This window comes from Pseudomonas sp. AC252 (assembly GCF_979258105.1).
Genome location: NZ_OZ409837.1, coordinates 483251 through 509539, shown reverse-complemented (window position 1 = coordinate 509539; position 26289 = coordinate 483251). Strand labels below are relative to the sequence as shown.

Sequence of the window (26289 nt, the reverse complement as noted above, 5' to 3'; positions counted from 1 at the left end):
AGCTTCAAGCTGCAAGCTGCAAGCCGGATGCAATACTGCTTTTTGTTTTTGCTTGTAGCTTGCAGCTCAAAACTTGCCGCTGCCGTTATGTCGTTCGGCAACGCCGATGCAGATCGACATGATCAGTTTCAGTTCCTTCTGCACGGTGCTCAGCGAAACATCAAGTTCATCAGCGATTTCCTGATAGCTGTGGCCGTGCAAACGGCTGAGGATGAAGATCTGCTGCTGACGCGGGCTGAGTTGGCTGAGGCTCACGTTCAAACGCTCCAGCAATTGTTCGGCGTGGGCGGCGTCTTCGGCGCTGCTGGCTGGCGCGGCGATGCTCTGCACCACATCTTGCGGCACGTCGTCGACCATGGTCCGCGCATGAATCTTGCGCGCACGCAAATGATCCAGCGCCAGATTGCGCGCGGTCTGGAAGACAAAGGGTTCAAGGTGATCGATGGCCCGTTCGCTCAACGCCCGGGTCACGCGCAGGTAGGTCTCCTGCAACAGGTCTTCAGCGGTGCTGTGATTGTTGACCATCCGTTCCAGCGTGCGCAGCAGGGAAGTGCGCTGGGCGAGGAAGACGTGGTTGAAGCGCGATTGACTCACGGGAGGACCTGATCCATTTCGAGCGAATGATAATGCTTATCATCCAGCTGAATGGTCAAGCGTTGATTTCAATTTGAAATCAGAAACCCCTGTGGGAGCGAGCTTGCTCGCGAAGACGGAGTGTCAGGCGCTTGAATGTCGACTGAGGAACCGCTTTCGCGAGCAAGTTCGCTCCCACAGGGTTTGGGGCCGGCTGGGATTATTCGGCGTTACACAATGCCAGGCAGTTATCCAGCATGCGGTTGGAGAAGCCCCATTCGTTGTCGTACCAGGCCAGCACTTTCAGCAACTTGCCGCTGACCTTGGTGTGGTTGGCGTCGAAGATCGACGACAGCGGGTTGTGGTTGAAGTCGCTGGAAACCAGCGGCAAGGTGTTGTAACCGAGAATCTTCGAATGCTGGCTCGCCGCTTTCAGCAGGGCGTTGACTTCGTCGGCACTGGCTTCTTTCTTCAGTTGCACGGTGAGGTCGACCAGCGACACATTGATCACCGGTACGCGCACAGCCATGCCGGTCAGTTTGCCGGCCAGTTCCGGCAGCACCAGGCCTACCGCTTCGGCTGCGCCGGTCTTGCTCGGGATCATGTTCTGCGTGGCCGAGCGGGCACGGTACGGGTCGCTGTGATAGACGTCGGTGAGGTTCTGGTCGTTGGTGTAGGCGTGGATGGTGGTCATCAGGCCGCTTTCGATGCCCAACTCGCGATGCAGCACCTGCGCCACTGGCGCGAGGCAGTTGGTGGTGCACGAAGCGTTGGAAATGATCTGGTGCGACTGACGCAGAATGTCGTGGTTGACGCCATAAACCACAGTGGCGTCGGCGCCTTTGGCCGGGGCCGAGATGATCACCTTGCGGGCGCCGGCGCTGATGTGCGCGGCGGCTTTGGCGCGGTCGGTGAACAGACCGGTGCATTCGAACACTACGTCGATTTTTTCTGCAGCCCATGGCAGGTCGGCCGGGTTGCGAATGGCGCTGACCGCGATGCGGTCGCCATTGACCGTCAGGCTTTCGTTATCGTGCGCCACTTCGGCGTCGAACGTGCCGTGGACGGTGTCGTATTTGAGCAGATGGGCATTGATCGAACTGTCACCCAGATCGTTGATCGCGACGATCTGCAGGTCTTGACGATAGCCTTGGGTATACAGTGCGCGCAGGACATTACGGCCGATGCGGCCGAAACCATTGATTGCAATTCGAAGAGTCATGGAACAGCGCCGCCGTCGTTTTGTTGTTGGAATTACAAGATTATTCGCATAAAAATAGAAAACAAGCCTTTTTAGTGGCAATATTTTGTTTTATCTACAACGAGTGACCTGAATCAACTGGTCCGAATGGTCAAGAAAGCCGTCTGTCATTCCAACAACAACGGCGTTTGACCAGCATAGACAATCAGGTCGCCACATCCGTTAGCCTGGAGTTCTACACATGCATCCCCGCGTTCTTGAGGTCACCGAACGGCTTATCGCCCGCAGCCGCGCCACGCGTCAGGCTTACCTTGCATTGATTCGCGGCGCCGCCACCGACGGCCCGATGCGCGGCAAGCTGCAATGCGCCAACTTCGCCCACGGCGTGGCCGGTTGCGGCTCTGAAGACAAGCACAGCCTGCGGATGATGAACTCGGCGAACATCGCCATTGTGTCCTCGTATAACGACATGCTTTCGGCGCACCAGCCGTACGAAGTTTTCCCCCAACAGATCAAGAATGCCCTGCGCGAGATCGGCTCGGTCGGCCAGTTCGCCGGCGGCACTCCGGCCATGTGCGACGGCGTGACCCAGGGCGAGCCGGGCATGGAACTGAGCCTGCCGAGCCGCGAAGTGATCGCCATGTCGACCGCCGTGGCGCTGTCGCACAACATGTTCGACGGCGCGCTGATGCTCGGCATCTGCGACAAGATCGTGCCGGGCCTGATGATGGGCTCCTTGCGCTTCGGCCATCTGCCAACGATCTTCGTCCCGGGCGGGCCGATGGTTTCGGGGATTTCCAACAAGGAAAAAGCCGACGTCCGCCAGAAGTACGCCGAAGGCAAGGCGACCCGCGAAGAGCTGCTGGAATCGGAGATGAAGTCCTACCACAGCCCGGGCACCTGCACGTTCTACGGCACCGCCAACACCAACCAGTTGCTGATGGAAGTCATGGGCCTGCACCTGCCGGGCGCGTCTTTCGTCAACCCGAACACGCCGCTGCGCGACGCCCTGACCCGCGAAGCCGCGCATCAGGTCACGCGCCTGACCAAGCAGAACGGCAGCTTCATGCCGATCGGCGAAATCGTCGACGAAAAGGCGCTGGTCAACTCCATCGTTGCCCTGCACGCCACCGGCGGTTCGACCAACCATACCCTGCACATGCCGGCCATCGCCATGGCCGCAGGCATCCAACTGACCTGGCAGGACATGGCCGACCTCTCCGAAGTCGTGCCGACGCTGAGCCACGTCTACCCGAACGGCAAAGCCGACATCAATCACTTCCAGGCCGCTGGCGGCATGTCGTTCCTGATTCGCGAACTGCTCGGCGCCGGCCTGCTCCATGAAGACGTCAACACCGTGCTCGGCCACGGCCTGAGCCAGTACACCAAAGAGCCGTTCCTCGATAACGGCGAACTGGTCTGGCGCGAAGGCCCGACCAACAGCCTCGACGAAAACATTTTGCGTCCGGTGTCCCGTGCGTTCTCGCAAGAAGGCGGACTGCGGGTGATGGAAGGCAACCTCGGTCGCGGCGTGATGAAGGTGTCTGCGGTGGCGCTGGAGAACCAGATTGTCGAAGCACCGGCGATGGTGTTCCAGGATCAACAGGATCTGGCGGATGCATTCAAGGCCGGTCTGCTGGAGAAGGATTTTGTCGCCGTGATGCGCTTCCAGGGTCCGCGTTCCAACGGCATGCCGGAGCTGCACAAGATGACGCCGTTCCTCGGCGTGCTGCAGGATCGCGGCTTCAAGGTGGCGCTGGTGACTGACGGGCGCATGTCCGGCGCGTCGGGGAAAATCCCGGCGGCGATTCACGTCAGCCCGGAAGCTTATGTCGGTGGTGCTTTGGCGCGGGTGCAAGAGGGCGATATCATCCGCGTCGATGGCGTCAAAGGTACCTTGGAACTGAAGGTCGACGCCGCCGAATTTGCAGCGCGCGAACCTGCCAAGGGCCTGTTGGGCAACAACATTGGCAGCGGACGCGAGCTGTTTGGCTTCATGCGCATGGCCTTCAGCTCGGCGGAGCAGGGCGCCAGCGCCTTCACTTCTGCCCTGGAGACGCTTAATTGAAACTGGCTTTGGTCGGTGACATCGGAGGCACCAACGCGCGATTCGCGTTGTGGCAAAACCAGCAACTGCAATCGGTTCAGGTGCTGGCCACGGCCGACTTTGCCAGCCCGGAAAAGGCGATCGGCCTGTACCTGAGCGGGCTCGGCCTGGCACCGGGTTCGATCGGCTCGGTGTGCCTGTCGGTGGCAGGTCCGGTAAGCGGCGATGAATTCAAGTTCACCAACAATCACTGGCGGCTCAGCCGCAGCGCGTTCTGCAAGACCTTGCAGGTCGAGCAGTTGTTGCTGACCAATGATTTCTCGGCGATGGCGCTGGGCATGACCCGTTTGCAGCCGGACGAATTCCGCGTGGTCTGCGAAGGCACGCCGGAGCCGTTGCGCCCGGCGGTGGTGATCGGCCCGGGCACTGGCCTCGGTGTCGGCACTTTGCTCGATCTCGGCGAAGGGCGCTTTGCCGCGTTGCCGGGCGAGGGCGGCCACGTCGACCTGCCGCTGAGCAGCCCGCGGGAAACGCAGCTGTGGCAGCACATCTACAACGAGATCGGCCATGTCAGCGCCGAAACTGCGTTGAGTGGCGGCGGCCTGCCGCGCCTTTACCGGGCAATCTGCGCGGTGGATGGTCATGAGCCGAAGCTTGAGACGCCGGAAGCGATCACCGCCGCCGGCCTTGCCGGTGATCCGATTGCTTTGGAAGTGCTCGAGCAATTCTGCTGCTGGCTCGGTCGCGTCGCCGGCAACAACGTGCTCACCACCGGCGCGCGCGGCGGCGTGTTTATCGTTGGCGGGGTGATTCCTCGGTTCGCCGATTTCTTCCTCGAAAGCGGCTTCGCCCGCTGCTTCGCCGACAAGGGTTGCATGAGCGATTACTTCAAAGGCATCCCGGTCTGGCTGGTCACGGCGCCGTATTCCGGCCTTGTCGGCGCTGGCGTGGCCCTGGATCAAGCACTACCTGCATAGAGATCGTTCCCACGCTCCGCGTGGGAATGCAGCCTGTGACGCTCCGAGTCACTGGACGCGGAGCGTCCCTTGAGGCATTCCCACGCGGAGCGTGGGAACGATCGACAACAAAATTCGAGGCTTCATCAGGCATAATCCGCCCCAACTCCAACAACAAGGATGCCTTCGAAGTGAGCTCAGTCAACAAGTCGATATTGTTGGTCGATGACGACCAGGAAATACGCGAGTTGCTGGAAACCTACCTGACCCGCGCCGGGTTTCAGGTGCGTGCCACCGCCGATGGTGCCGGTTTTCGTCAGGCCCTCAACGAGGCGCCGAGCGATCTGGTGATCCTCGATGTGATGCTGCCCGACGAAGACGGTTTCAGCCTGTGCCGCTGGGTGCGCCAGCATCCGCGTCAGGCGCAGGTGCCGATCATCATGCTGACCGCCAGTTCCGACGAAGCCGACCGGGTGATCGGTCTGGAGCTTGGCGCCGATGACTATCTCGGCAAGCCGTTCAGCCCGCGCGAACTGCAAGCGCGGATCAAGGCCCTGCTGCGCCGGGCACAGTTCGCCCACGAACGCAGCGGCAGTGAAGTGTTGGCTTTCGACGACTGGCGCCTGGACACGGTCAGTCATCGGCTGTTCCACACCGACGGCGAGGAAGTGATTCTTTCCGGCGCCGATTTTGCTTTGCTGAAACTGTTCCTCGACCACCCGCAGCAAATCCTCGACCGCGACACCATCGGCAACGCCACCCGTGGCCGCGATCTGATGCCGCTCGATCGCATCGTCGACATGGCCGTCAGCCGTTTGCGCCAACGCCTGCGCGACACCGAGAAACCGCCACGGCTGATCCGCACCGTGCGCGGCAGCGGTTATCAGTTGGCAGCCAATGTGGTTGCCGGCAATGCTCACTGAAGCGCTGCGCAAGTTCGCCAGCCGCGTGCCGGTGCCGCGCTCACTGCTCGGGCGAATGTTGCTGCTGACCCTGCTGGCGGTGCTGTTCGCGCAGACGCTGTCGAGCGTGATCTGGGTCTCGCAACTGCGCGCCACCCAGCTCGAAGGCCTGGTCACCAGTGCCCGCAGCCTGGCGCATTCGATGACCGCCAGCGTCAGCTATTTCCGTTCCTTGCCGGTGGCCTATCGGCCGCTGGTGCTCGATCAATTGCGCAGCATGGGCGGTACCCGATTTGTCGTGACGCTCAATGACAAGCCGCTGGGCATGGACGTGCTGCCGGTGACGCCGCGCAAGGCTGCGGTGATGCAAGCAGTGGACGAAGTGCTGCGCCAGTCCCTCGGTCATGACACGGACATTTCGGTGACCTTCGTCAGTCCCGAAGACCTGCGGATTTTCAACGCCGGGCTGAAACTTGATGAGCTGCCGCGCTCCTGGGCGCATTACGCGCTGACCCTGGAGCCGGTGAATCCGCCGGTGCTGGTCACGCAAATTCAGATGGCGCCGGGCGAGTGGCTGTACATCGCCTCGTTGCTGCCCGAGCCCTACACCAGTCTCGAAGAGCAAGGCCTGCCAGCGCAGCAGGTGTGGTTTATCGTCCTCACCAGTGGCTTCTTGCTGTTGTTCATCGGCCTGCTGGTGCACTGGCAGAGCCGGCCGCTCAAGCGCCTGGCGCGGGCGGCGCGGGATCTGTCGCTGGGCGCCGACGTCGAGCCGGTGGCGGAGGGCGGCGGCAGTGAAGTGGTGGAGGTAGGCCGAGCGTTCAATACCATGCGCGAACGCATCAGCCGCTACCTGACCGAACGCAGCCAGTTGTTCAGCGCGATTTCCCACGACCTGCGCACGCCGATCACGCGCCTGCGCTTGCGCGTCGAACTGCTCGAAGATGAACAGCTGCAAGCCAAGTTCGGCCGCGATCTGGATGAGCTGGAGCTGCTGGTCAAAGGCGCGCTGCAATGCGTCAAGGACACCGACATCCATGAGAACATCGAGCCGGTGGATCTCAATCATGTGCTCGATTGTCTGGTCGAGCCTTACCTGGCGCCGAACGGCAATGGCCGCGTCACTCAACATGGCCGCGCGCTGTCGGCGTACCCGGGCAAACCGCTGGCGCTCAAGCGCTGCATCGGCAACCTGATCGACAACGCCTTGAAGTACGGGCAGAACGCGCATCTGCACATCGATGACGATGACAGCGCCTTTGTTCTGCACGTCGACGATGAAGGGCCGGGCGTACCGCAGCAGCGGTTGGAGCAAGTGTTCGAACCGCATTTCCGTTTGGCGGGGCAACAGCAGGGCTACGGACTGGGTCTGGGTATCGCGCGCAATATTGCCCACAGCCATGGCGGCGAGGTGACGCTGCAGAATCTGCGTGAGGGTGGGTTGCGGGTGACGTTGCAGTTGCCGCGCAGTGTTGATTAGTCAGACCGCGTTATCGTTCTTCGCGAGCAGGTCGAATCGTCGCACCGTCGCTCCCACAGTGACTGCATTCCACCTGCAGAAACATAGTTGAATGTGGGAGCGAGCCTGCTCGCGAAGCCGCATCAATCCAAATGTCACAGGCCAGTGACAAACCCCGTCCCCTTCGTTACAAGCCCGCCCCGGCCCGTTGTTTAGACTGCCCGCAGTCCTAACAACAAAAAAGGGTCACGCCATGGACACCTTTCACCCAGACTTCAGCACTTGGCTGAATGCCCCTGCCCACCAGCAATGGCTCGCCGCCGAAGGCCTGCGTCTGCTGGATTTCGCCAAGGCGGCGAAGTTGCCCGAAGGTTTCGGCAATCTCGACGAGCGCGGCCGTTTGCCGGCGCACGCGCAAGCCGAAACCATGAACACCGCGCGCATGACCCACAGCTTCGCCATGGCCCACATTCAGGGCCTGCCGGGGTTTGCCGAGCTGGTCGACCACGGTATCGCCGCGTTGCGCGGGCCACTGCGTGATGCGTTGCACGGCGGCTGGTTTGCGGTGGCCGAACACCGCGACGACAACACCGGCAAGAACGCCTACCTGCACGCCTTTGTCGCGCTCGCCGCCAGCTCCGCCGTGGTCGCACAACGGCCCGGCGCTCAAGCCCTGCTCGATGACGCAATCGACATCATCGACACTTATTTCTGGAGCGAAGAAGAGGGCGCCATGCGCGAATTCTTCAATCGCGACTGGAGCGAAGAGGAAGCCTATCGCGGCGCCAACAGCAACATGCACGCGACCGAAGCGTTCCTTGCGCTGGCTGATGTCACTGAAGACCCGCGCTGGCTGGTGCGCGCCCAGCGCATCGTCGAGCGAGTGATTCATGGTCACGCTGCGGCCAACGATTACATGGTCATCGAACACTTCGATCGCGACTGGCAGCCGCTGCGCGAATACAACCACGACAACCCCGCTGACGGTTTCCGTCCTTACGGCACCACGCCGGGCCACGGTTTCGAATGGGCGCGCTTGCTCCTGCACCTTGAGGCCGCACGGGTGCAAGCCGGCATGCTCACGCCCGGCTGGCTGGCCGTGGATGCGCAAAAACTCTTCGAAAACAATTGCCGCCACGGATGGGATGTCGATGGCGCGCCGGGCATCGTCTACACCCTCGACTGGAATAACCAAGCCGTGGTTCGCCATCGCCTGCACTGGACGCATGCCGAAGCCAGCGCCGCCGCCAGCGCTTTGCTCAAGCGCACCGGCGACGCGCAATACGAAACCTGGTACCGACTGTTCTGGGAATTCTGCGAGACGAATTTCATCGACCGCTGCAACGGCAGCTGGCATCACGAACTCAATCCGCAGAATGTGCCGAGTGCCGATATCTGGCCGGGCAAGCCCGATCTGTATCACGCCTGGCAGGCTGTGCTGATTCCACGATTACCGCTGGCGCCAAGCATGGCCACGGCTTTGGCGCAGTTGTCGCGGCCTGTTCCTGTGTAACCATGTCGTGACATTTACGCGTCCCTTCGTTACCTGCGAAGCGAAACGCTCTGTTTAAACTCCGTGCAGCGCAAGCACCAGACTTGCAATGCATAACAACAAGAAAGGTACATTTCGAATGAATGCGATTTCTCGCCTCGCTACTGTCATTTCTGTCGCCTCCCTGTTCCCGCTCGCAATCCTGCCGCTCAGTGTCTCCGCTGCCGACTCCAAAGGTTCGGTCGAAGTCGTGCACTGGTGGACTTCCGGTGGCGAAAAAGCCGCTGTTGATGTGCTCAAGGCCCAAGTCGAAAAAGACGGTTTCACCTGGAAAGACGGCGCTGTCGCCGGGGGTGGCGGTGCGACTGCCATGACCGTACTGAAGAGCCGCGCCGTTGCCGGCAACCCGCCTGGCGTCGCGCAGATCAAAGGCCCGGACATCCAGGAATGGGCATCGACCGGTCTGCTCGACACCGACGTTTTGAAAGATGTCGCCAAGTCGGAAAAATGGGACAGCCTGCTCGACAAGAAAGTCTCCGACACCGTGAAGTACGACGGTGATTACGTGGCCGTGCCGGTGAACATTCACCGTGTGAACTGGCTGTGGATCAACCCGGAAGTCTTCAAGAAAGCCGGCATCACCAAGAATCCAACCACCCTCGAAGAGTTCTACGCCGCCGGCGACAAGCTGAAAGCCGCGGGCTTCATTCCGCTGGCCCACGGCGGTCAGCCTTGGCAGGACAGCACCGTGTTCGAAGCGGTGGTGCTCTCGGTCATGGGCGTGGACGGCTACAAGAAAGCCCTGGTCGACCTCGACAACAAAGCGCTGACCGGCCCGGAAATGGTCAAGGCGCTCACTGAGCTGAAGAAAGTCGCGACCTACATGGACGCTGACGGCAAAGGCCAGGATTGGAACCTCGAAGCGGCCAAGGTCATCAACGGCAAGGCCGGCATGCAAATCATGGGTGACTGGGCCAAGTCCGAATGGACCGCCGCCAAGAAAGTCGCCGGCAAGGACTACGAGTGCGTAGCGTTCCCGGGCACTGACAAGGCGTTCACCTACAACATCGACTCGCTGGCCGTGTTCAAGCAGAAGGACGCCGGCACGGCGGCCGGTCAGCAGGACATCGCCAAAGTCGTGCTGGGTGAGAACTTCCAGAAAGTCTTCAGCATCAACAAAGGCTCGATCCCGGTGCGCAACGACATGTTGAACAACATGGACAAGCTCGGCTTCGACTCCTGCGCACAGACCGCTGCCAAGGACTTCCTCGCGGACGCCAAGTCCGGCGGCCTGCAACCAAGCATGGCGCACAACATGGCGACCACGCTGGCCGTGCAAGGCGCGTTCTTTGACGTAGTCACCAACTACATCAACGACCCGAAAGCCGACCCGGCCGATGCGGCGAAGAAACTCGGCGCGGCGGTTCAGTCGGCCAAATAGGCGCCTTGACGGCGAGCTGCAAGCTTCAAGCTTCAAGCTGCAAGTTAAAGGCTTGCGCGCTGCTGGTCTTGTAGCTTGCAGCTTGCAGCTGTTCTTCTCTTTCTTTTCTGGATTTGCTCATGAGTTCTGTTGCTGTGTTCAGCAAGGCCTCGCCGTTCGATGCATTGCAACGCTGGCTGCCAAAACTGGTGCTGGCGCCGAGCATGTTCATCGTGCTGGTGGGCTTCTATGGCTACATCCTGTGGACGTTCATTCTGTCGTTCACCACCTCGACCTTCCTGCCCAACTACAAGTGGGCCGGCCTGGCGCAATACGCGCGGTTGTTCGACAACGATCGCTGGTGGGTGGCGAGCAAGAACCTCGCCGTGTTCGGCGGCATGTTCATCGGCATCACCCTGGTGATCGGCGTGTTGCTGGCGGTCTTCCTCGACCAGCGCATCCGTCGCGAAGGCTTCATCCGCACCATTTATCTGTACCCGATGGCGCTCTCGATGATCGTCACCGGTACCGCGTGGAAATGGCTGCTCAACCCGGGCATGGGCCTGGACAAATTGTTGCGTGACTGGGGCTGGGAAGGCTTCCGTCTGGACTGGCTGATCGACCCCGATCGCGTGGTCTACTGCCTGGTGATCGCCGCTGTGTGGCAAGCCTCGGGCTTCATCATGGCGATGTTCCTCGCCGGCCTGCGTGGCGTCGATCAATCGATCATCCGCGCGGCGCAGATCGACGGCGCGAGCATGCCGCGCATCTACTGGAAAGTCGTGCTGCCAAGCCTGCGTCCGGTGTTCTTCAGTGCGGTGATGATCCTGGCGCACATCGCGATCAAGAGCTTCGACCTCGTTGCGGCAATGACCGCCGGCGGCCCGGGTTATTCCTCCGACCTGCCAGCGATGTTCATGTATTCCTTCACCTTCAGTCGCGGCCAGATGGGCATGGGCTCGGCCAGTGCGATTCTGATGCTCGGTGCGATCCTCGCGATCATCGTGCCTTACCTGTACTCCGAGCTGAGGACCAAGCGTAATGACTAGTCTCGCTGCCAAACCCGCCATCAGCTTGAGCCGCATCGCGATCTACGCGGTGCTGATCCTCGCGGTGTTCCTCTATCTGGTGCCGCTGGTGGTCATGTTGCTGACCAGCTTCAAGACCCCGGAAGACATCAGCACCGGCAACCTGTTGAGCTGGCCGACCGTGGTCAGCGGCATCGGCTGGGTCAAGGCCTGGGCCACGGTTGACGGCTACTTCTGGAACTCGATCAAGATCACCGTTCCGGCGGTAATCATTTCCACCGCCATCGGTGCGTTGAACGGTTACGTGCTGTCGATGTGGCGCTTCCGTGGTTCGCAGTTGTTCTTCGGTCTGCTGCTGTTCGGCTGCTTCCTGCCGTTCCAGACCGTGCTGCTGCCGGCCTCGTTCACCCTCGGCAAGATGGGCCTGGCGAGCACCACCACCGGCCTGGTGTTCGTGCACGTGGTCTACGGTCTGGCGTTCACCACGCTGTTCTTCCGCAACTACTACGTGAGCATTCCCGATGCGCTGGTCAAGGCTGCGCGTCTGGATGGCGCGGGGTTCTTCACGATTTTCCGCCGCATCATTCTGCCGATGTCGACGCCGATCATCATGGTCTGCCTGATCTGGCAGTTCACCCAGATCTGGAATGACTTTCTCTTCGGGGTGGTGTTCTCCAGCGGTGATTCGCAACCGATCACCGTGGCGCTCAATAACCTGGTCAACACCAGCACCGGCGCCAAGGAATACAACGTGGATATGGCAGCGGCGATGATCGCCGGCCTGCCGACCCTGCTGGTCTATGTGGTCGCAGGCAAGTATTTCGTGCGCGGGCTGACGGCCGGCGCGGTCAAGGGGTAATCATGGCTACGCTTGAACTTCGCAACGTAAACAAGACCTACGGGGCCGGCCTGCCGGACACCCTGAAGAACATCGAACTGTCGATCAAGGACGGTGAATTCCTGATCCTCGTCGGCCCGTCGGGCTGCGGCAAATCGACCTTGATGAACTGCATCGCCGGGCTGGAAACCATCACCGGCGGCGCGATCATGATCGGTGACCAGGACGTCAGCGGCATGAGCCCCAAGGATCGCGACATCGCCATGGTGTTCCAGTCCTACGCGCTGTATCCGACCATGAGCGTGCGCGAGAACATCGAGTTCGGCCTGAAGATCCGCAAGATGCCGCAGGCAGCGATCGACGAAGAAGTCGCCCGCGTGGCCAAGCTGTTGCAGATCGAACACCTGCTCAATCGCAAGCCGGGCCAGCTCTCCGGTGGTCAGCAACAGCGCGTGGCGATGGGCCGTGCTCTGGCGCGGCGGCCGAAGATCTACCTGTTCGACGAACCGCTGTCCAACCTCGACGCCAAGCTGCGCGTCGAGATGCGCACCGAAATGAAACTGATGCACCAGCGCCTGAAAACCACCACGGTCTACGTGACCCACGACCAGATCGAAGCGATGACCCTGGGCGATAAAGTCGCGGTGATGAAGGACGGCATCATTCAGCAGTTCGGTACGCCGAAAGACATCTATAACGATCCGGCGAACCTGTTCGTGGCGAGCTTCATCGGTTCGCCGCCGATGAACTTCATCCCCCTGCGTTTGCAGCGCAAGGACGGTCGTCTGCTGGCGCTGCTCGACAGCGGCCAGGCGCGTTGCGAATTGCCGATGAGCATGCAGGACGCCGGGCTTGAAGATCGCGAAGTGATCCTCGGCCTGCGCCCGGAGCAGATCTGTCTGGCGAACGGCGAGGGCAATGGTCTGCCGAGCATCCGCGCTGAAGTGCAGGTCACTGAGCCGACCGGTCCGGACACGCTGGTCTTCGTCAACCTGAATGACACCAAGGTCTGCTGCCGACTGGCGCCGGACGTGGCACCGCAGGTGGGCGAAAGCCTGACGCTGCAGTTCGATCCGTCGAAAGTGTTGTTGTTTGATGCCAACACCGGTGAGCGTCTGGGCGTTGCGGGCCAGGTGCAGAGCGAAACCCGGTCGGCAAATGTGGCGCAGTTCAAAGGCCGCTGAAGTACAAAATGTGGGAGCGGGCTTGCTCGCGAATGCGGAGTGTCAGGCAACACATGTATTGACTGACACTCCGCATTCGCGAGCAAGCCCGCTCCCACAAGGGCAAACGCGGTGAATGGCCTGTCATTCGTCGCACTTTATGTAAACCGCGTTAGATAAAAACAGTTAATAACAATAAAGACGAGGATGTAGGGATGAAAAAGAAACACGTCAATGCCCGGTTGATCTGCCAGGTTTCTGCGGCAGCTGCACTGGTGCTGGCCGGTAATGCGATGGCGGCGGATGCGTTCAGCTCCGACTCCAAATGGATGACCGGCGACTGGGGCGGCGAGCGCACCAAGCTGATCGAGCAGGGTATCGACATCAAGGCCGACTACGTTGGCGAGATGGGCGCCAACCTGCACGGTGGTTATGACGACGACAAGACCGGCCGCTACAGCGACCAGTTTGGCCTCGGCGTGGCCCTCGATCTGCAGAAACTGTGGGGCTGGGACAACACGCAAGCGAAGATCCAGCTGACCAACCGTAACGGCTACAACATCTCCAACGACCGCGTTGGTGATCCACGTGCCGGCACCCTCAGCTCCTCGCAGGAAGTCTACGGCCGTGGCCATATGGTGCGTTTGACCCAGTTGTGGATCCAGCACCAGTTCTTCGACAACAAGCTCGACGTCAAGGCCGGTTATTTCGGCGAAGGCGAAGACTTCAACACCTTCCCGTGCGATTTCCAGAACCTCGCGTTCTGCGGTTCGCAAGTGGGTAACTGGGCAACCAACATCTGGTACAACTGGCCAGTCAGCCAGGCCGCGATCCGCGTGAAGTACAACATCAACGACGAGCTCTACGCGCAGATCGGTGCGTACAACCAGAACCCGTCGCAGCTGGAACACGGCAACGGCTTCAAGCTCAGCGGCAGTGGCACCAAGGGTACCGTTCTGCCGGTTGAATTGGTCTGGTCGCCGAAGGTCAACAGCCTGCCGGGCGAATACCGCGTCGGTTACTACAAGAGCACGGCCGATGCCGACGACGTTCGCGAAGACGTCAACGGTTTCGACGCGGCGACCACCGGTGACGCCTACAAATCGCACAACAGCAAAAGCGGTTACTGGTTCGTCGCGCAGCAGCAACTCACCAGCCACAACGGTGATGCGACTCGCGGTCTGAACATCGCCGCCAACGCGACCTTCCACGACAAGGACACCAACTTCATCGACAACTACCAGTCGGTGATGTTTGTCTACAAAGGCCCGTTCGATGCGCGTCCGAAGGATGACATCGGGATCGGCGCAGCGCGTATCCACGTCAACAAGGACGTCAAGCGCAACGCTGAACTGCTGAACGCTGCCAACGGTGTGTCCGATTACGACAACGCCGCGTTCTCGCCGATTCGTGAAACCGAATACAACTACGAGCTCAACTACGGCTTCCACGTCACCAACTGGCTGACCGTGCGTCCCAACCTGCAATACATCACCCATCCGGGCGGTGTGGATGAAGTCGATAACGCTTTGGTCGCTGGCCTGAAAATTCAGTCAACGTTCTGACGCGTCTGCGATAAGCTCCTCTCTATGTGCGCATATTTGCGGACAGCCCAGGCTGTCCGCTTTTTTTGGAGGGTCTGCGCAGCCCATGAAAGTTGAATTCGGAATCGTGGCCAATGCATGAGCATCCGCTGCAACGCTTCTTCAAATCCCTGCGCGAGCGACCGGTGTTCGCCTGGGAGCGCTGTCAGATGCGCGACGTGTTGGTGATCGATCATCCGTTGTGTCAGGCGGTGTTCAGTCGGCAGGGGGCGCAATTGCTGCACTTTCAGCCGCGTGGGCAAAAACCGTGGTTGTGGTGCGCGGCGAAGTGGCCGCATGTCGGCGCGATTCGTGGTGGGGTGCCGGTGTGCTGGCCTTGGTATGGCCGTCATCCAAGCGAAAATGCGTGGCCGTCGCACGGTTGGGCGCGATTGCTCGACTGGAAGTTGCTCGACAGCAGCAGCGCCGAAGACGGCGTGCGCCTGCACTGGCAATTGCAGCTGTGCGATTGGCAGGTCGACCTGCACGCGCATTTGGGCGAACGCATGGAATTACGCCTGAGTACCGAGCATCAAGACGACATGCCGTGCCAGTTGAGCCAGGCTTTGCACGCTTACTGGCGTATTGGCGATGTCGGCGAGATAGCGCTGTCTGGCCTCGAAGGTGCGCAGGGTTATGATCAGTTGAATCGTCAGGTTTGCCAGCAGGAAGGCGAGTTGCGCGTCGATGGTGGTTGTCAGCGAGTGTTCCAGCATGACGGCGAATTGCAGCTCAAGGATCACGCTTGGCAACGCGAGTTGTGCATCGATACTGGTGACAGCGGCGACACCGTCGTCTGGCATCCCGGCGCGCGGCCGTTGCTGGGGGTGAGCTGGGACGAGATTTCCGAATTTGTCTGCGTGGAAGCGGCGGCGGGTGGCACCGACAGTCTGCACCTGGCGCCGGGGGAGAAGGCGCATTTGAGTTTGCAGGCGTGGGCGGCGGCTTGATCGTTCCCACGCTCTGCGTGGGAATGCAGCCCGGGACGCTCTGCGTCCCTTTCGGAGCCGGAACGCGGAGCGTCCCTTGAGGCATTCCCACGCAGAGCGTGGGAACGATCAGCCGACAGAGATCAGTTGAACTCATCCCCAACCGGATACCGGCTGGCATTCAGGCTCTCTTTGATCTTGCGCAGATGCGGCTGGAAATCCACGCCACGGCGCAGGGTCATTCCCGTCGCCAACACATCCAGCACCGTCAACTGAATGATCCGCGAGGTCATCGGCATATAAATGTCGGTGTCTTCCGGCAACGGAATATTCAGGCTCAAGGTACTCGCCTTGGCCAGCGGCGAATTCTCCGCCGTCAGGCCCAGCACTGAAGCACCGTTCTCCCGAGCGATCCGTGCCACTTCCACCAGCTCGCGGGTGCGGCCGGTGTAGGAAATGATCACGAACAGCTCACCGGTGTGCGCCACCGAAGCAATCATCCGCTGCATCAGCACATCGGCATGCGCGGTGACCGCAAGGTTGAAGCGGAAGAACTTGTGCTGCGCATCGAGCGCCACCGGGGCTGAAGCGCCGAGGCCGAAGAAATGGATCTGCCGTGCCTGGATCAGCAGGTCGACGGCGCGGCTGATCAGGTTCGGGTCGAGTGCCTGACACGCGCTGTCCAGCGAGGCGATGGCGCTGCCGAAAATCTTCTGCGTGTAGGCCTCGGGATTGTCATCGGCTTCAACCGCACGGCTGACATACGCCGCGCCACTGGCCAGGCTCTGCGCCAATTGCAGCTTGAGCTCGGGGTAACCGCTGACACCGAACGAACGGCAGAAACGGTTGACCGTCGGCTCGCTCACCGAAGCGGCCTGGGCGAGGGCGGCGATGCTGAAGCGGGTGGCCTGCTGCGGGTTGAGCAGGATCACCTCGGCGACCTTACGTTCGGCCTTGTTCAGCTCTTCAAGGCGACTCTGGATCTGTTCCAGTAAATTTCGCACGCGGTCCATATGGAATTCCTGATTCACCGACGCAAAGGTGCGCCGGGCTATGCAAATTGGGCCTTTGATATGGCCCGTAACGGTGGCCTATCCTACTGATGCGTCCGAGGGTCCACCACTCGGAATCTGTATTTTGCGAAAATGTTGTAGTTATTACTACATTTTCCCTTGAGTGATGCCTTGAAAAAAGGTATTTGTAGCTTAACTTGATAAAAGAACAAACATCATGCCTTCGATTACGGTTGAACCGTGCACCTTTGCCTTGTTCGGCGCCCTTGGCGATCTCGCCCTGCGCAAGCTGTTTCCTGCCCTTTATCACCTCGATGGCGCTGACCTGTTGCACGAGGACACGCGCATTATCGCGCTGGCCCGTGAAGCCGGCAGCGAGCAGCAACACATGGCGTTCATCGCCGCCGAACTGCGCCGCTACGTCGGCAAAGAGCTGAACGAAACCGTGGCCGAGCGTTTTCTCGCGCGCCTGACTTACCTGCACGTCGACTTCCTCAAGGCTGAAGATTATGTAGCGCTGGCAGAAATGGCCGGCAGCAGCCAGCGCATGATTGCCTACTTCGCCACGCCGGCAGCGGTGTACGGCGCAATCTGCGAAAACCTTGAGAAAGTCGGTCTGGCCGAGAACACCCGCGTGGTGCTGGAAAAACCGATCGGCTCTGACCTGGAGTCGTCGCGCAAGGTCAACGACGCCGTCGCGCAGTTCTTCCCGGAAGACCGCACCTACCGCATCGACCACTATCTGGGCAAAGAGACCGTTCAGAACCTGATCGCCCTGCGTTTCGCCAACAGCCTGTTCGAAACCCAGTGGAACCAGAACTACATTTCCCACGTGGAAATCACCGTCGCCGAGAAGGTCGGCATCGAAGGCCGCTGGGGCTATTTCGACAAGGCCGGCCAACTGCGCGACATGATCCAGAATCACCTGCTGCAGCTGCTCTGCCTGATTGCCATGGATCCGCCGGCCGACCTGTCCGCCGACAGCATCCGTGACGAAAAGGTAAAAGTGCTCAAGGCACTCGCGCCGATCAGCCCGGAAGGCCTGACCACGCAAGTCGTGCGCGGCCAGTACATCGCCGGCCACAGCGAAGGTAAATCCGTCCCCGGTTACCTCGAAGAACCGAATTCCAATACCCAGAGCGACACCGAAACCTTCGTTGCTTTGCGTGCCGACATCCGCAACTGGCGCTGGGCCGGCGTGCCGTTCTACCTGCGTACCGGCAAGCGCATGCCGCAGAAGCTGTCGCAGATCGTCATCCACTTCAAGGAACCGTCGCACTACATCTTCGCTCCGGAGCAGCGCCTGCAGATAAGCAACAAACTGATCATCCGGCTGCAGCCGGACGAAGGCATTTCCTTGCGCGTGATGACCAAAGAGCAGGGCCTGGATAAAGGCATGCAACTGCGCAGCGGGCCGCTGCAACTGAATTTCTCCGACACCTGGCGTAGCGCGCGGATTCCCGATGCCTACGAGCGGTTGTTGCTGGAAGTGATGAACGGCAATCAGAACCTGTTTGTCCGTAAAGATGAAATCGAAGCCGCGTGGAAGTGGTGTGACCAGCTGATCGCCGGGTGGAAGAAATCCGGTGACGCGCCCAAGCCGTATGCGGCCGGGTCGTGGGGGCCGATGAGCTCCATTGCTTTGATCACGCGGGACGGGAGGTCGTGGTATGGCGATATCTGATGTGCAACTGCCGGCGGGCGTGACTGCCCGCGAATTCAACAGCCCGGTGCTGCTCGCCGAAGGCCTGGCGCTGAACGTTGCCAAGCAACTGAGCGACGCCATTGCGGCGCGCGGCAACGCGGTACTGGTGGTGTCCGGCGGGCGCAGCCCGGTAGCGTTTTTCCAGCACCTGGCCAAGCAGGAGCTGGACTGGTCGAAAGTCGTCGTGACCCTTGCCGACGAGCGCTGGGTGCCGGTCGAGCACGCCGACAGCAATGCCGGCCTGCTCAAGCAATACCTGCTTAAGGGCCCGGCAGCCAAGGCGCAATTTCTCAGTCTCTACAGCGCGGCAGCCAACGTTGAGCAGGCCGCCGAGCAGGCTGACCGTTTGCTCGCCGAGTTGCCGCCGATCGACGTACTGGTGCTGGGCATGGGCGATGACGGCCACACCGCGTCGCTGTTCCCCGACAGCCCGAACCTCACCGAAGCCCTGCAAGCCGATGGCACGCGCCGTTGCTGGCCGATGCTGGCGCCCAGCGTGCCGCGGCAGCGCCTGACCATGAGCCGCGCGCTGCTGGCCTCGGCCCGGCACAAGATCCTGTCGATTTCCGGTCAATCGAAACTGACCACCCTGAATGCCGCGCTGGCATCCGATGACGTCGCGGCCATGCCGGTGCGCGCGTTTCTGCAACCTACGTTAGAGATTTACTGGTGCCCATGAGCCAAGGAACAGCCGCTATGACAACCCCATCCCCGACCGTTTCCATGGCGGACAAAGTTGCCCTGATCGACAGCCTCTGCGCCAAGGCGCGGATCCTGCCGGTGATCACCATCGCCCGTGAACAGGATGTGCTGCCGCTGGCCGACGCGCTCGCCGCCGGTGGCCTGACCGCGCTGGAAGTGACCCTGCGTTCGCAGTTCGGCCTCAAGGCCATTCAGATCCTGCGCGAACAGCGCCCGGAACTGATGACCGGTGCCGGCACCGTACTCGATCGCAACATGCTCGCAGCGGCGGAAGCGGCAGGCTCGCAATTCATCGTCACCCCGGGTATCACCCGCGACCTGCTCGAAGCCAGCGTCGACAGCCCGATTCCGCTGTTGCCGGGCATCAGCAACGCCTCGGGGATCATGGAGGGCTACGGCCTGGGCTATCGCCGCTTCAAGCTGTTCCCGGCGGAAGTCAGCGGTGGCGTGGCGGCAATCAAGGCCCTTGGAGGCCCGTTCGGTGAAGTGAAATTCTGCCCGACTGGTGGCGTCGGCCCGGCCAATATCAAGAGCTACATGGCGCTGAAAAACGTCATGTGCGTGGGCGGTAGCTGGATGCTTGATCCGGAGTGGATCAAGAACGGCGACTGGGCGCGCATTCAGGAATGCACCGCCGAGGCCCTGGCGCTGCTGGACTGATTGTTACCTGACACTTCGTTGTGTGCTTTACGGCTTTATGGTGCGCTTGGTCGGCGCACCTTTTTTGCGCTGAAAAAAGTGCCTGTACACGCCGCGATACATAGTTACCGCACGCTGGCTTTATCACGGGGTTAACCTGCGTTCATCTTATGGAAGAGAGAACGCTTCATGGACGACCTTCAGTCTCTGACCCCTACGCCACAATTTCCTTATCAACCGAAGCCGCCATTCCCTGGTCGCGCCGATCGGCCTGCAGCCCAGCCCGAGGTGCGCAATATCAGTCAGGGTGTCGAAGGTCTGCCGCTGATCCTGCGTCTGTCGCTGGTCGATGCGATGACCAGCGAGCCGGTCATCGGCGCGCTGGTGCGCATCCAACAGCGTGTCGATGGCGACATCAGCCTGGGCGGCAGTCAATCGACCGACAGCCACGGCATCGTCCGTTTCACCAGTGTCTATCCGGATCAACCGGCGCCCGGCAGTTCTTGCCTGAACCTGAACGTATTCATTCCCGGCGACGAAGCAGGTGCGCAGTCTCACCATGAGGCCTGGGCCGGTACTTTGCACTTGCCCGGCCGCTGCGGCTGTGTAGCTCCCGCCAAAGACGCTTTGCGACTGATGTTGCAGCCAATTGCCGGCGGAGAACTCGAAGACGGTGCCTTCGCCTGCCAGACCCTCGGCATCGATACCTTCGCCGTGTCGTCGCAGCTGGGTCTCGAAGGCTACGAAAAACTCCGGTGCGCCGTTCTAGCGCAGTTGGTCCAGCGCCCGCACCAACTGTTCCATCTCGCCAGCCGTGGTGGTCAGCCCGGGGGTGATGCGAATGCACGGTCCGCACGCGGCGCCGGTGCGCACCACGGTGAACAGGTTGAATTCGCTGAGCAAGCGTTCGGCCATGACCTGTTGATCGGCATGCCGGGTGAAACGCAGCGCGGTGATCGCGCAATACAGTTGCGGGTCGTCAGGCGTCAGCACCTCGATGCCCGGCAGGTACCGCACGGCGCTGACCCACAGGTTGCGCAGGTAATTCAGGCGTGCGCTTTTGGCGGCCGCACCGCCGAGGGCGTCGTGTTCTTCGAACACCAGCGGCAAGGTCATCAGCGCCGGGATGTTCGGCGTGCTGTACGAGGTGCGCGCGCGAATGTCGGTGACCGGATAATGCATCTCGCCCATGTCCGGATCGATGTCGGCCAGGCGCTGCGGGGCGATGTAAATGAAGCCAAGCGTCAGAGGCGCGCCTATCCACTTATGCAGGTTGTAACCGGCGAACGCGATGCCCAAGGCTTGCAGATCGAATTCGATCTGGCCGAGGGCGTGAGCGCCATCGAGGATGATGTCGATGCCATGCTCTTTGGCCAATGCGGCGATCGCCTGCACTGGCATGACCAGGCCAGTGCGGTGAGTGACGTGGGTCAGGGCCATCAGTTTGAGTTTCGGATGGCTGACAAAAGCCTCGCGGTAGGTTTCCAGCAGGCTGTCGAAACTGGCCGGATGGTGGTGGGTAATCTCGATGACCTCAACGCCACGGTGTTTCGCCAGCCAGCGCATGGCGCCTTTGACCGTGTCGTACTCGAGGTCGCAGATCAGCACCTGATCGCCCGGTTGCAGGCGATTGTAATTGCGGATCAGCGATTGCAGGCCGTCGGTGGCGTTGCGCGTCAGGGCTACGCTTTGCGCGCGCACTCCAATCAGCTCGGCCAGTTGCGCGCGGATCTCAAGGTTGTCGTGCTGTTCGAAGCGCTGGCGCGCATAAACCGAGTTGCTGGTATTGATCAGCTCAATGTTGCGCTGGTACTCCTCGATCACCGTGCGCGACATGCGTCCGAAGTAACCGTTCTCCAGATTGACCGGGCCGGGCTGAACATCGTATCGGTCGGCGAATGTCTGCCAGAAGGCTTCGTCACGGGCGCGGCGGGTGTTGTCAGGCATGGTCGGCAAGGCTCAAGAAAGGAGGGCGCGTCAGTGGCGCGGGGCGGGTTTGCCGTGTTTGGCGCGTAACGGCTCGAGCAGGTCGGACAGGCCGTTGTGGTCGATCTCCTGCATCAGCGCCAGCAGGCCACCGAGTTCGCCGTGGGGAAAGCCTTCACGGGCGAACCAGTTCAGATAGGGGCCAGGCAGGTCGGCAATGATCCGCCCTTTGTACTTGCCGAAAGGCATCTCCCGGGTGATCAGCAGTTCGAGTTTTTCCGGATTCATCAGCACGCTTCATTCATTCACATAACAGCCTGGAAAATACAGGCATTCTGCATGCAGGCCAAATGACAGATCATGCAAAAAACCAGCATACAGATGGTTCAATCTTTTATAACATATTGAAATTAAAGGACTTATTGCTTGAAGCGAAGCTGGCACGCACGCTGCAATATTCCTTGCATCTTCAACCCATCGCAAGGAATTGAAAAATGACCGACATGAATAAAGAAGCCATCTCTGTACTCAACGACCTGATTGAAACCTGCAAGGACGGTCAGGAAGGGTTCAAGACTTGCGCCGAAGACATCAAGCACCCAGAACTGAAAACCCTGTTCGTGCAGCGTTCCGCCGATTGCGCTACCGCAGCAGCCGAGCTGCAGGCCCAAGTGCGTTCGCTGGGCGGTGATCCGGAAACTTCGACCAGCGTTGCCGGTGATCTGCACCGTCGTTGGGTAGACGTGAAATCCATGTTCACCGGTAAAGACGAAGAGGCTGTGCTGAACGAAGCCGAGCGCGGTGAAGACCATGCGCTGAAGGCTTATCGTGAAGCGATCGAGAAGATCAACAAGCACAATCTGGTGGGCATCAAGGATCTGGTTGAGCGTCAGTACCACGGCGTACAACGCAACCACGACCAGGTGAAAGCCCTGCGTAACCAGGCTCGTGCGAACTCGTAAGAGTTAGCCGGCTGAAAAAAAACGCCAGCATGTCTGGCGTTTTTTTATGCTCGTCTGGAAAGCAAAAGATCGCAGCCTGCGGCAGCTACAGGGATGCATTGCAAAGTAGGAGCTGCCGAAGGCTGCGATCTTTTCGATCAACCGATACTGATCGCCGGCAATGTCGGCAACGTCACCGTCTGCTGTTTGCGCGGCGCGAGAATTTCCGCCTCGCCATCCACTACCAACTCATCACGCTGATTGAATACGCGCGTGGCAATGCGCACGCGGAATTTCGGCAGTTTCTCCAGAATCTCCAGGCGCACGGTCAGCGTGTCGCCGATCTTCACTGGCTTCTGAAAGCTCATCTGCTGACCGATATAAATGGTGCCCGGCCCAGGCAGCTCGCAGGCAACGGCGGCGCTGATCAGCGCACCGCTGAACATACCGTGAGCAATGCGCTCCTTGAACATGCTGGCGGCGGCGAATTCGGCGTCCAGGTGCACCGGGTTGTGGTCGCCCGACATCGCGGCGAACAGCTGAATGTCGCGCTCTTCGACAGTCTTGCTGTAGCTGGCGGTCTGGCCGACTTCAAGGGCTTCGTAAGGGATGTTGGTAACCTGAGTCATCGGTTTCGTTTCCTGTGACGGATTTCAGTGAATCCACAAAAAATTATTCGCTGCGCTGTGGGCGCCGGTGGCTCAGGGCCTGGTCGATCCAGGCGAGCACATCGGCGGTCACTTCGTCGCGATTGCTTTCATTGAACAATTCGTGCCGGGCCTGTGGGTAGATCTTCAGTTGCAGGTGCTGGCTGCCGGCCCTGCGCAAGGCATTGGCCAGATCAGTCAGACGCTTGCCCTCGCTCACCGGATCACATTCGCCGCCGATTACCAGCAGCGGCAGGCCCGGATCGATCTGCGCGAGATTGGACGCTTTGCTGATTTGCTGCAAGCCGCCGAGCAGGTCGATCCACAGCTGATTGGTGCAGCGAAAGCCGCACAACGGGTCGGCGGCGTACTTGTCGACCTCGACCGGATCGCGGCTCAGCCAGTCAAAACGGGTGCGCACGGGTTTGAATTTATTGTTGAACGAGCCGAACGACAGCCACTCGATCAATGCACTGCGGCCCTTGCCGCCCTGCCGCAGTTTTTCCAGGCGGGCAATCTGCCGGGCGGCGCGATACAGCGCCACTGGCTGGAAATTCGAACCGCTGAGAATCGCCCCGTGCAGACTGGCGCTGTGGTGCAGCAGATAGGCCTGGGCGATGTAGCTGCCCATGCTGTGGCCGAGCAGGATGATCGGCACGCCGGGATGTTGCTGGCCGATGTGCTGGTTGAGGCTGGCCAGATCGCCAACCACCTTGCACCAGCCATCGTCATCGGCGAAATGGCCGAGGGTGCCGTTGTCGGCGGTGTGGCCATGGCCGCGCAGATCCGGGGCGTACACGCCATAGTCTTTGTCGCAAAACGTGTCGGCGAGGCGGGCGTATCGAGCGCTGTGTTCGGCCATACCGTGGGCCAGCAGAATCACCGCTTTCAATGGCGTGGCCGGCAGCCAGCGGTTGACGTACAGGCGGCTGCGGTCACTCGCGTCCAGCCAGAAGGTGTCGTGGGTCATGGCGATTCCTTTGCTCAGCATCGCCACAGTGTATAGCGCGTCTGATCAGCTCACGCCACGGCAGGAAGATTCACGGGATCAATGAGGGCTTGCCTCATATTTGCCTCAATGGCCATAGCTGCTAGTGTCCGTGAAGCTCCGCTTTGTGCTTTTCGCCTTCAATGGACGAAGCAGAAACGACAGAAAGCGGCTCCCGGATCGGCTCAGGTAAAGAGGACAAGAACAATGCAACCTGATTTCTGGAATGACAAACGCCCGGCCGGCGTACCGCTGGACATCGACATGGGCGAGTTCAAGTCGGTCATTGAAGTGTTTGAGCGTTCCTGCAAGAAATTCGCTGACCGCCCGGCGTTCAGCAGCATGGGCATAACCCTGACCTACGCCGAACTTGAGCGCCAGAGCGCGGCGTTCGCCGGTTATCTGCAGGCCCATACCGATCTGGTGCCGGGCGATCGCATTGCGGTACAGATGCCCAACGTTCTGCATTATCCGATTGCCGTGTTCGGCGCCCTGCGCGCCGGGCTGATCGTGGTCAACACCAACCCGCTGTACACGCCGCGGGAGATGCGCCACCAGTTCAAGGATTCCGGCGCGCGGGCGCTGGTCTACCTGAACCTGTTCGGGCAGAAAGTCCAGGAAGTGCTGCCCGACACCGACATTCAATACCTGATCGAAGCGAAGATGGGCGACCTGATGCCCGCTGCCAAGGGCTGGCTGGTCAACACCGTGGTCAGCAAAGTGAAGAAACTGGTCCCCGAGTATTCGTTGCCTCAAGCGACCTCGTTCAAAAGCGCGCTGCGCATGGGCCGCGGCCTGGGTATCAAGCCGCTGAACGTCGGCCTCGATGACATCGCCGTGCTGCAATACACCGGCGGCACCACTGGCCTGGCGAAGGGCGCGATGCTCACTCACGGCAATCTTGTCGCGAACATGCAGCAGGTGCGCGCCTGCCTGGCTCAACTCGGCCCGGACGGTCAGCCGCTGTTGCGCGAAGGCCAGGAGGTGATGATCGCGCCGCTGCCGCTGTACCACATCTATGCCTTCACCGCGAATTGCATGTGCATGATGGTCTCGGGCAACCACAACGTGTTGATCTCCAATCCGCGTGACATCGCCGGCTTCATCAAGGAACTGAAAAACTGGCGCTTCTCGGCACTGCTGGGTTTGAACACTTTGTTCGTCGCGTTGATGGACCATCCCGATTTCAAGACTCTGGACTTCTCCAGTCTGAAGCTGACCAACTCCGGCGGCACTGCGCTGGTCAAGGCCACCGCCGAGCGCTGGGAACAGATGACCGGTTGCCGCATCACCGAAGGCTACGGCCTGACCGAAACCTCGCCAGTGGCGTGCACCAATCCTTACGGCGACCAGTCGCGCCTGGGCACCGTCGGCCTGCCGGTACCAGGCACGCTGGTGAAAATCATCAACGATGACGGCGTCGAGCAGCCGCTGGGCGAGCGCGGCGAGCTGTGCATCAAAGGCCCACAGATCATGAAGGGCTACTGGAACAAGCCCGAAGCCACCGCCGAAGTGCTGGATGCCGAGGGCTGGTTCAAGTCCGGCGATATCGCCGTGATCGACCCGGACGGTTTCGTGCGCATCGTCGATCGCAAGAAGGACATGATCATCGTCTCGGGCTTCAACGTGTACCCCAACGAAATCGAAGACGTGGTCATGGCCCACCCGAAAGTCGCCAACTGCGCGGTGATCGGTGTGCCGGACGAGCGTTCGGGGGAGGCGGTAAAGCTGTTTGTCGTGGCGCGGGAAACCGGCGTCAGCCTGGAAGAGCTGAAGGCGTACTGCAAAGAGAATTTCACCGCCTACAAGGTGCCGAAGCACATCGTGTTGCGTGAGTCGTTGCCAATGACGCCGGTAGGGAAAATTCTGCGGCGCGAATTGCGGGATATCGCCTAGGCCTGAACCGCTGCGCTTGTGACATTCGCGAGCAGGCTCGCTCCCACAGGTATCGATGCTTTCTGTGGGGGCGAGCCTGCTCGCGAATCTTTGTGCCCGCTGAATTCGGGGGTTTTGGGGAGTTATAGGATTTTTGCTCTAAAATGACCGCTGGCAAGTCTTAAGTCATCAATATGACTGTAGGGCCCACGTTTGGCTCTGGTCGACCCTTGGCAAAGCTGCTACTCTCGGCGCGCTTTGT

Annotated in this window: 24 protein-coding genes; 16 read left to right on the top strand and 8 right to left on the bottom strand. The window is 60.5% G+C overall.

Annotation, left to right across the window (positions count from 1 at the left end):
* Positions 1-66 precede the first annotated feature (66 nt).
* Together ACZZZ4_RS02420 and gap are read right to left on the bottom strand one after the other, a co-directional pair.
* Positions 67-594: an RNA polymerase sigma factor gene (locus ACZZZ4_RS02420; protein ID WP_016773525.1), complete on the bottom strand. Its 528-nt coding sequence runs from the start codon at positions 592-594 to the stop codon at positions 67-69.
* A gap of 199 nt (positions 595-793) precedes the next feature.
* Entirely contained in the window at positions 794-1795 is a 1002-nt protein-coding gene (gap, locus tag ACZZZ4_RS02415) for a type I glyceraldehyde-3-phosphate dehydrogenase (RefSeq protein ID WP_016773526.1), read from the bottom strand.
* A 220-nt stretch (positions 1796-2015) separates the two neighbouring features.
* Between gap and edd the strand changes: the two genes are divergently transcribed.
* The 11 genes from edd (at position 2016) to ACZZZ4_RS02360 (ending at position 15612) form a co-directional block, all read left to right on the top strand.
* Positions 2016-3842: a phosphogluconate dehydratase gene (edd, locus tag ACZZZ4_RS02410; protein WP_463547174.1), complete on the top strand. Its 1827-nt coding sequence runs from the start codon at positions 2016-2018 to the stop codon at positions 3840-3842.
* Positions 3839-4798, top strand: coding sequence for a glucokinase (locus tag ACZZZ4_RS02405; protein ID WP_415761711.1), 960 nt, complete (start codon positions 3839-3841; stop codon positions 4796-4798). Before edd ends, ACZZZ4_RS02405 begins: the two co-directional genes overlap by 4 nt.
* 170 nt (positions 4799-4968) lie before the next feature.
* Positions 4969-5700: a response regulator gene (locus ACZZZ4_RS02400; RefSeq protein ID WP_039758123.1), complete on the top strand. Its 732-nt coding sequence runs from the start codon at positions 4969-4971 to the stop codon at positions 5698-5700.
* Positions 5690-7159 carry an ATP-binding protein gene (locus ACZZZ4_RS02395; RefSeq protein WP_039758121.1) on the top strand — a complete coding sequence of 490 codons (1470 nt, stop codon included), beginning with the start codon at positions 5690-5692 and terminating at the stop codon, positions 7157-7159. The genes ACZZZ4_RS02400 and ACZZZ4_RS02395 overlap by 11 nt, the downstream gene beginning before the upstream one ends.
* A 232-nt stretch (positions 7160-7391) precedes the next feature.
* A complete protein-coding gene (locus tag ACZZZ4_RS02390) occupies positions 7392-8651 on the top strand; it encodes a D-mannose isomerase (protein WP_463547173.1) in 1260 nt (419 codons plus the stop codon).
* A 118-nt stretch (positions 8652-8769) separates the two neighbouring features.
* Positions 8770-10071: an ABC transporter substrate-binding protein gene (locus tag ACZZZ4_RS02385; RefSeq protein WP_024014061.1), complete on the top strand. Its 1302-nt coding sequence runs from the start codon at positions 8770-8772 to the stop codon at positions 10069-10071.
* A gap of 119 nt (positions 10072-10190) precedes the next feature.
* Positions 10191-11099 (top strand): carbohydrate ABC transporter permease, encoded by a 909-nt coding sequence (locus tag ACZZZ4_RS02380; RefSeq protein WP_042607263.1) that lies wholly within the window; start codon positions 10191-10193, stop codon positions 11097-11099.
* Complete coding sequence (locus ACZZZ4_RS02375; protein WP_039758116.1) at positions 11092-11937, top strand: carbohydrate ABC transporter permease; 846 nt, start codon at positions 11092-11094, stop codon at positions 11935-11937. Before ACZZZ4_RS02380 ends, ACZZZ4_RS02375 begins: the two co-directional genes overlap by 8 nt.
* A gap of 2 nt (positions 11938-11939) precedes the next feature.
* Complete coding sequence (locus ACZZZ4_RS02370; protein ID WP_039758113.1) at positions 11940-13100, top strand: ABC transporter ATP-binding protein; 1161 nt, start codon at positions 11940-11942, stop codon at positions 13098-13100.
* A 194-nt stretch (positions 13101-13294) separates the two neighbouring features.
* Entirely contained in the window at positions 13295-14644 is a 1350-nt protein-coding gene (locus ACZZZ4_RS02365) for a carbohydrate porin (protein WP_463538641.1), read from the top strand.
* 113 nt (positions 14645-14757) lie between these two features.
* On the top strand, positions 14758-15612 hold the full coding sequence (locus ACZZZ4_RS02360; protein ID WP_463547172.1) for a D-hexose-6-phosphate mutarotase: 855 nt from the start codon (positions 14758-14760) through the stop codon (positions 15610-15612).
* A gap of 122 nt (positions 15613-15734) precedes the next feature.
* On the opposite strand, the gene ACZZZ4_RS02355 is transcribed toward ACZZZ4_RS02360, so the two are convergent.
* Entirely contained in the window at positions 15735-16595 is an 861-nt protein-coding gene (locus ACZZZ4_RS02355; RefSeq protein WP_169842436.1) for a MurR/RpiR family transcriptional regulator, read from the bottom strand.
* A gap of 226 nt (positions 16596-16821) precedes the next feature.
* Here ACZZZ4_RS02355 and zwf point away from each other — a divergent pair, with 226 nt between their 5' ends.
* The 3 genes from zwf to ACZZZ4_RS02340 are packed head-to-tail and all read left to right on the top strand — an operon-like array spanning position 16822 to position 19671.
* Positions 16822-18288, top strand: a complete 1467-nt coding sequence (gene zwf / locus ACZZZ4_RS02350; protein ID WP_093099054.1) for a glucose-6-phosphate dehydrogenase — start codon at positions 16822-16824, stop codon at positions 18286-18288.
* Positions 18275-18988, top strand: coding sequence for a 6-phosphogluconolactonase (pgl, locus tag ACZZZ4_RS02345; RefSeq protein WP_463547171.1), 714 nt, complete (start codon positions 18275-18277; stop codon positions 18986-18988). The genes zwf and pgl overlap by 14 nt, the downstream gene beginning before the upstream one ends.
* Positions 18989-19005: 17 nt before the next feature.
* Positions 19006-19671, top strand: a complete 666-nt coding sequence (locus ACZZZ4_RS02340) for a bifunctional 4-hydroxy-2-oxoglutarate aldolase/2-dehydro-3-deoxy-phosphogluconate aldolase (RefSeq protein ID WP_016773539.1) — start codon at positions 19006-19008, stop codon at positions 19669-19671.
* 147 nt (positions 19672-19818) lie between these two features.
* Here ACZZZ4_RS02340 and ACZZZ4_RS02335 read toward each other — a convergent pair whose 3' ends face one another.
* From ACZZZ4_RS02335 to ACZZZ4_RS02325, 3 genes are all read right to left on the bottom strand, one after another.
* Positions 19819-20208 (bottom strand): hypothetical protein, encoded by a 390-nt coding sequence (locus tag ACZZZ4_RS02335; protein WP_463547170.1) that lies wholly within the window; start codon positions 20206-20208, stop codon positions 19819-19821.
* A 207-nt stretch (positions 20209-20415) separates the two neighbouring features.
* Positions 20416-21597 (bottom strand): aminotransferase class V-fold PLP-dependent enzyme, encoded by a 1182-nt coding sequence (locus tag ACZZZ4_RS02330; protein WP_463547169.1) that lies wholly within the window; start codon positions 21595-21597, stop codon positions 20416-20418.
* Positions 21598-21627: 30 nt separating this feature from the next.
* The gene (locus ACZZZ4_RS02325; protein ID WP_003227425.1) at positions 21628-21864 is read right to left on the bottom strand and encodes a DUF3820 family protein; all 237 of its coding nucleotides are present in this window, start codon (positions 21862-21864) and stop codon (positions 21628-21630) included.
* A 206-nt stretch (positions 21865-22070) separates the two neighbouring features.
* Between ACZZZ4_RS02325 and ACZZZ4_RS02320 the strand changes: the two genes are divergently transcribed.
* Complete coding sequence (locus ACZZZ4_RS02320; protein WP_016773542.1) at positions 22071-22538, top strand: ferritin-like domain-containing protein; 468 nt, start codon at positions 22071-22073, stop codon at positions 22536-22538.
* A gap of 137 nt (positions 22539-22675) precedes the next feature.
* Here the strand turns inward: ACZZZ4_RS02320 and ACZZZ4_RS02315 are convergent, their stop codons facing one another.
* Together ACZZZ4_RS02315 and ACZZZ4_RS02310 are read right to left on the bottom strand one after the other, a co-directional pair.
* The gene (locus tag ACZZZ4_RS02315) at positions 22676-23146 is read right to left on the bottom strand and encodes a MaoC family dehydratase (RefSeq protein WP_003227420.1); all 471 of its coding nucleotides are present in this window, start codon (positions 23144-23146) and stop codon (positions 22676-22678) included.
* Positions 23147-23189: 43 nt separating this feature from the next.
* Entirely contained in the window at positions 23190-24134 is a 945-nt protein-coding gene (locus ACZZZ4_RS02310) for an alpha/beta hydrolase (RefSeq protein WP_463547168.1), read from the bottom strand.
* 225 nt (positions 24135-24359) lie between these two features.
* On the opposite strand from ACZZZ4_RS02310, the gene fadD2 reads away from it, so the two are divergent.
* Positions 24360-26048 (top strand): long-chain-fatty-acid--CoA ligase FadD2, encoded by a 1689-nt coding sequence (gene fadD2, locus ACZZZ4_RS02305; protein ID WP_463547167.1) that lies wholly within the window; start codon positions 24360-24362, stop codon positions 26046-26048.
* The last annotated feature ends 241 nt before the right edge of the window (positions 26049-26289 follow it).

What these genes read in the sequence shown, in the direction of transcription:
- gap (WP_016773526.1), bottom strand. Translation starts at nt 1,795, where the DNA reads ATGACTCTTCGAATTGCAATCAATGGTTTCGGCCGCATCGGCCGTAAT.
- edd (WP_463547174.1), top strand. Translation starts at nt 2,016, where the DNA reads ATGCATCCCCGCGTTCTTGAGGTCACCGAACGGCTTATCGCCCGCAGC.
- ACZZZ4_RS02395 (WP_039758121.1), top strand. Translation starts at nt 5,690, where the DNA reads ATGCTCACTGAAGCGCTGCGCAAGTTCGCCAGCCGCGTGCCGGTGCCG.
- ACZZZ4_RS02390 (WP_463547173.1), top strand. Translation starts at nt 7,392, where the DNA reads ATGGACACCTTTCACCCAGACTTCAGCACTTGGCTGAATGCCCCTGCC.
- ACZZZ4_RS02385 (WP_024014061.1), top strand. Translation starts at nt 8,770, where the DNA reads ATGAATGCGATTTCTCGCCTCGCTACTGTCATTTCTGTCGCCTCCCTG.
- ACZZZ4_RS02380 (WP_042607263.1), top strand. Translation starts at nt 10,191, where the DNA reads ATGAGTTCTGTTGCTGTGTTCAGCAAGGCCTCGCCGTTCGATGCATTG.
- ACZZZ4_RS02375 (WP_039758116.1), top strand. Translation starts at nt 11,092, where the DNA reads ATGACTAGTCTCGCTGCCAAACCCGCCATCAGCTTGAGCCGCATCGCG.
- ACZZZ4_RS02370 (WP_039758113.1), top strand. Translation starts at nt 11,940, where the DNA reads ATGGCTACGCTTGAACTTCGCAACGTAAACAAGACCTACGGGGCCGGC.
- ACZZZ4_RS02365 (WP_463538641.1), top strand. Translation starts at nt 13,295, where the DNA reads ATGAAAAAGAAACACGTCAATGCCCGGTTGATCTGCCAGGTTTCTGCG.
- ACZZZ4_RS02360 (WP_463547172.1), top strand. Translation starts at nt 14,758, where the DNA reads ATGCATGAGCATCCGCTGCAACGCTTCTTCAAATCCCTGCGCGAGCGA.
- zwf (WP_093099054.1), top strand. Translation starts at nt 16,822, where the DNA reads ATGCCTTCGATTACGGTTGAACCGTGCACCTTTGCCTTGTTCGGCGCC.
- pgl (WP_463547171.1), top strand. Translation starts at nt 18,275, where the DNA reads ATGGCGATATCTGATGTGCAACTGCCGGCGGGCGTGACTGCCCGCGAA.
- ACZZZ4_RS02340 (WP_016773539.1), top strand. Translation starts at nt 19,006, where the DNA reads ATGACAACCCCATCCCCGACCGTTTCCATGGCGGACAAAGTTGCCCTG.
- ACZZZ4_RS02330 (WP_463547169.1), bottom strand. Translation starts at nt 21,597, where the DNA reads ATGCCTGACAACACCCGCCGCGCCCGTGACGAAGCCTTCTGGCAGACA.
- ACZZZ4_RS02325 (WP_003227425.1), bottom strand. Translation starts at nt 21,864, where the DNA reads ATGAATCCGGAAAAACTCGAACTGCTGATCACCCGGGAGATGCCTTTC.
- ACZZZ4_RS02320 (WP_016773542.1), top strand. Translation starts at nt 22,071, where the DNA reads ATGACCGACATGAATAAAGAAGCCATCTCTGTACTCAACGACCTGATT.
- ACZZZ4_RS02315 (WP_003227420.1), bottom strand. Translation starts at nt 23,146, where the DNA reads ATGACTCAGGTTACCAACATCCCTTACGAAGCCCTTGAAGTCGGCCAG.
- ACZZZ4_RS02310 (WP_463547168.1), bottom strand. Translation starts at nt 24,134, where the DNA reads ATGACCCACGACACCTTCTGGCTGGACGCGAGTGACCGCAGCCGCCTG.
- fadD2 (WP_463547167.1), top strand. Translation starts at nt 24,360, where the DNA reads ATGCAACCTGATTTCTGGAATGACAAACGCCCGGCCGGCGTACCGCTG.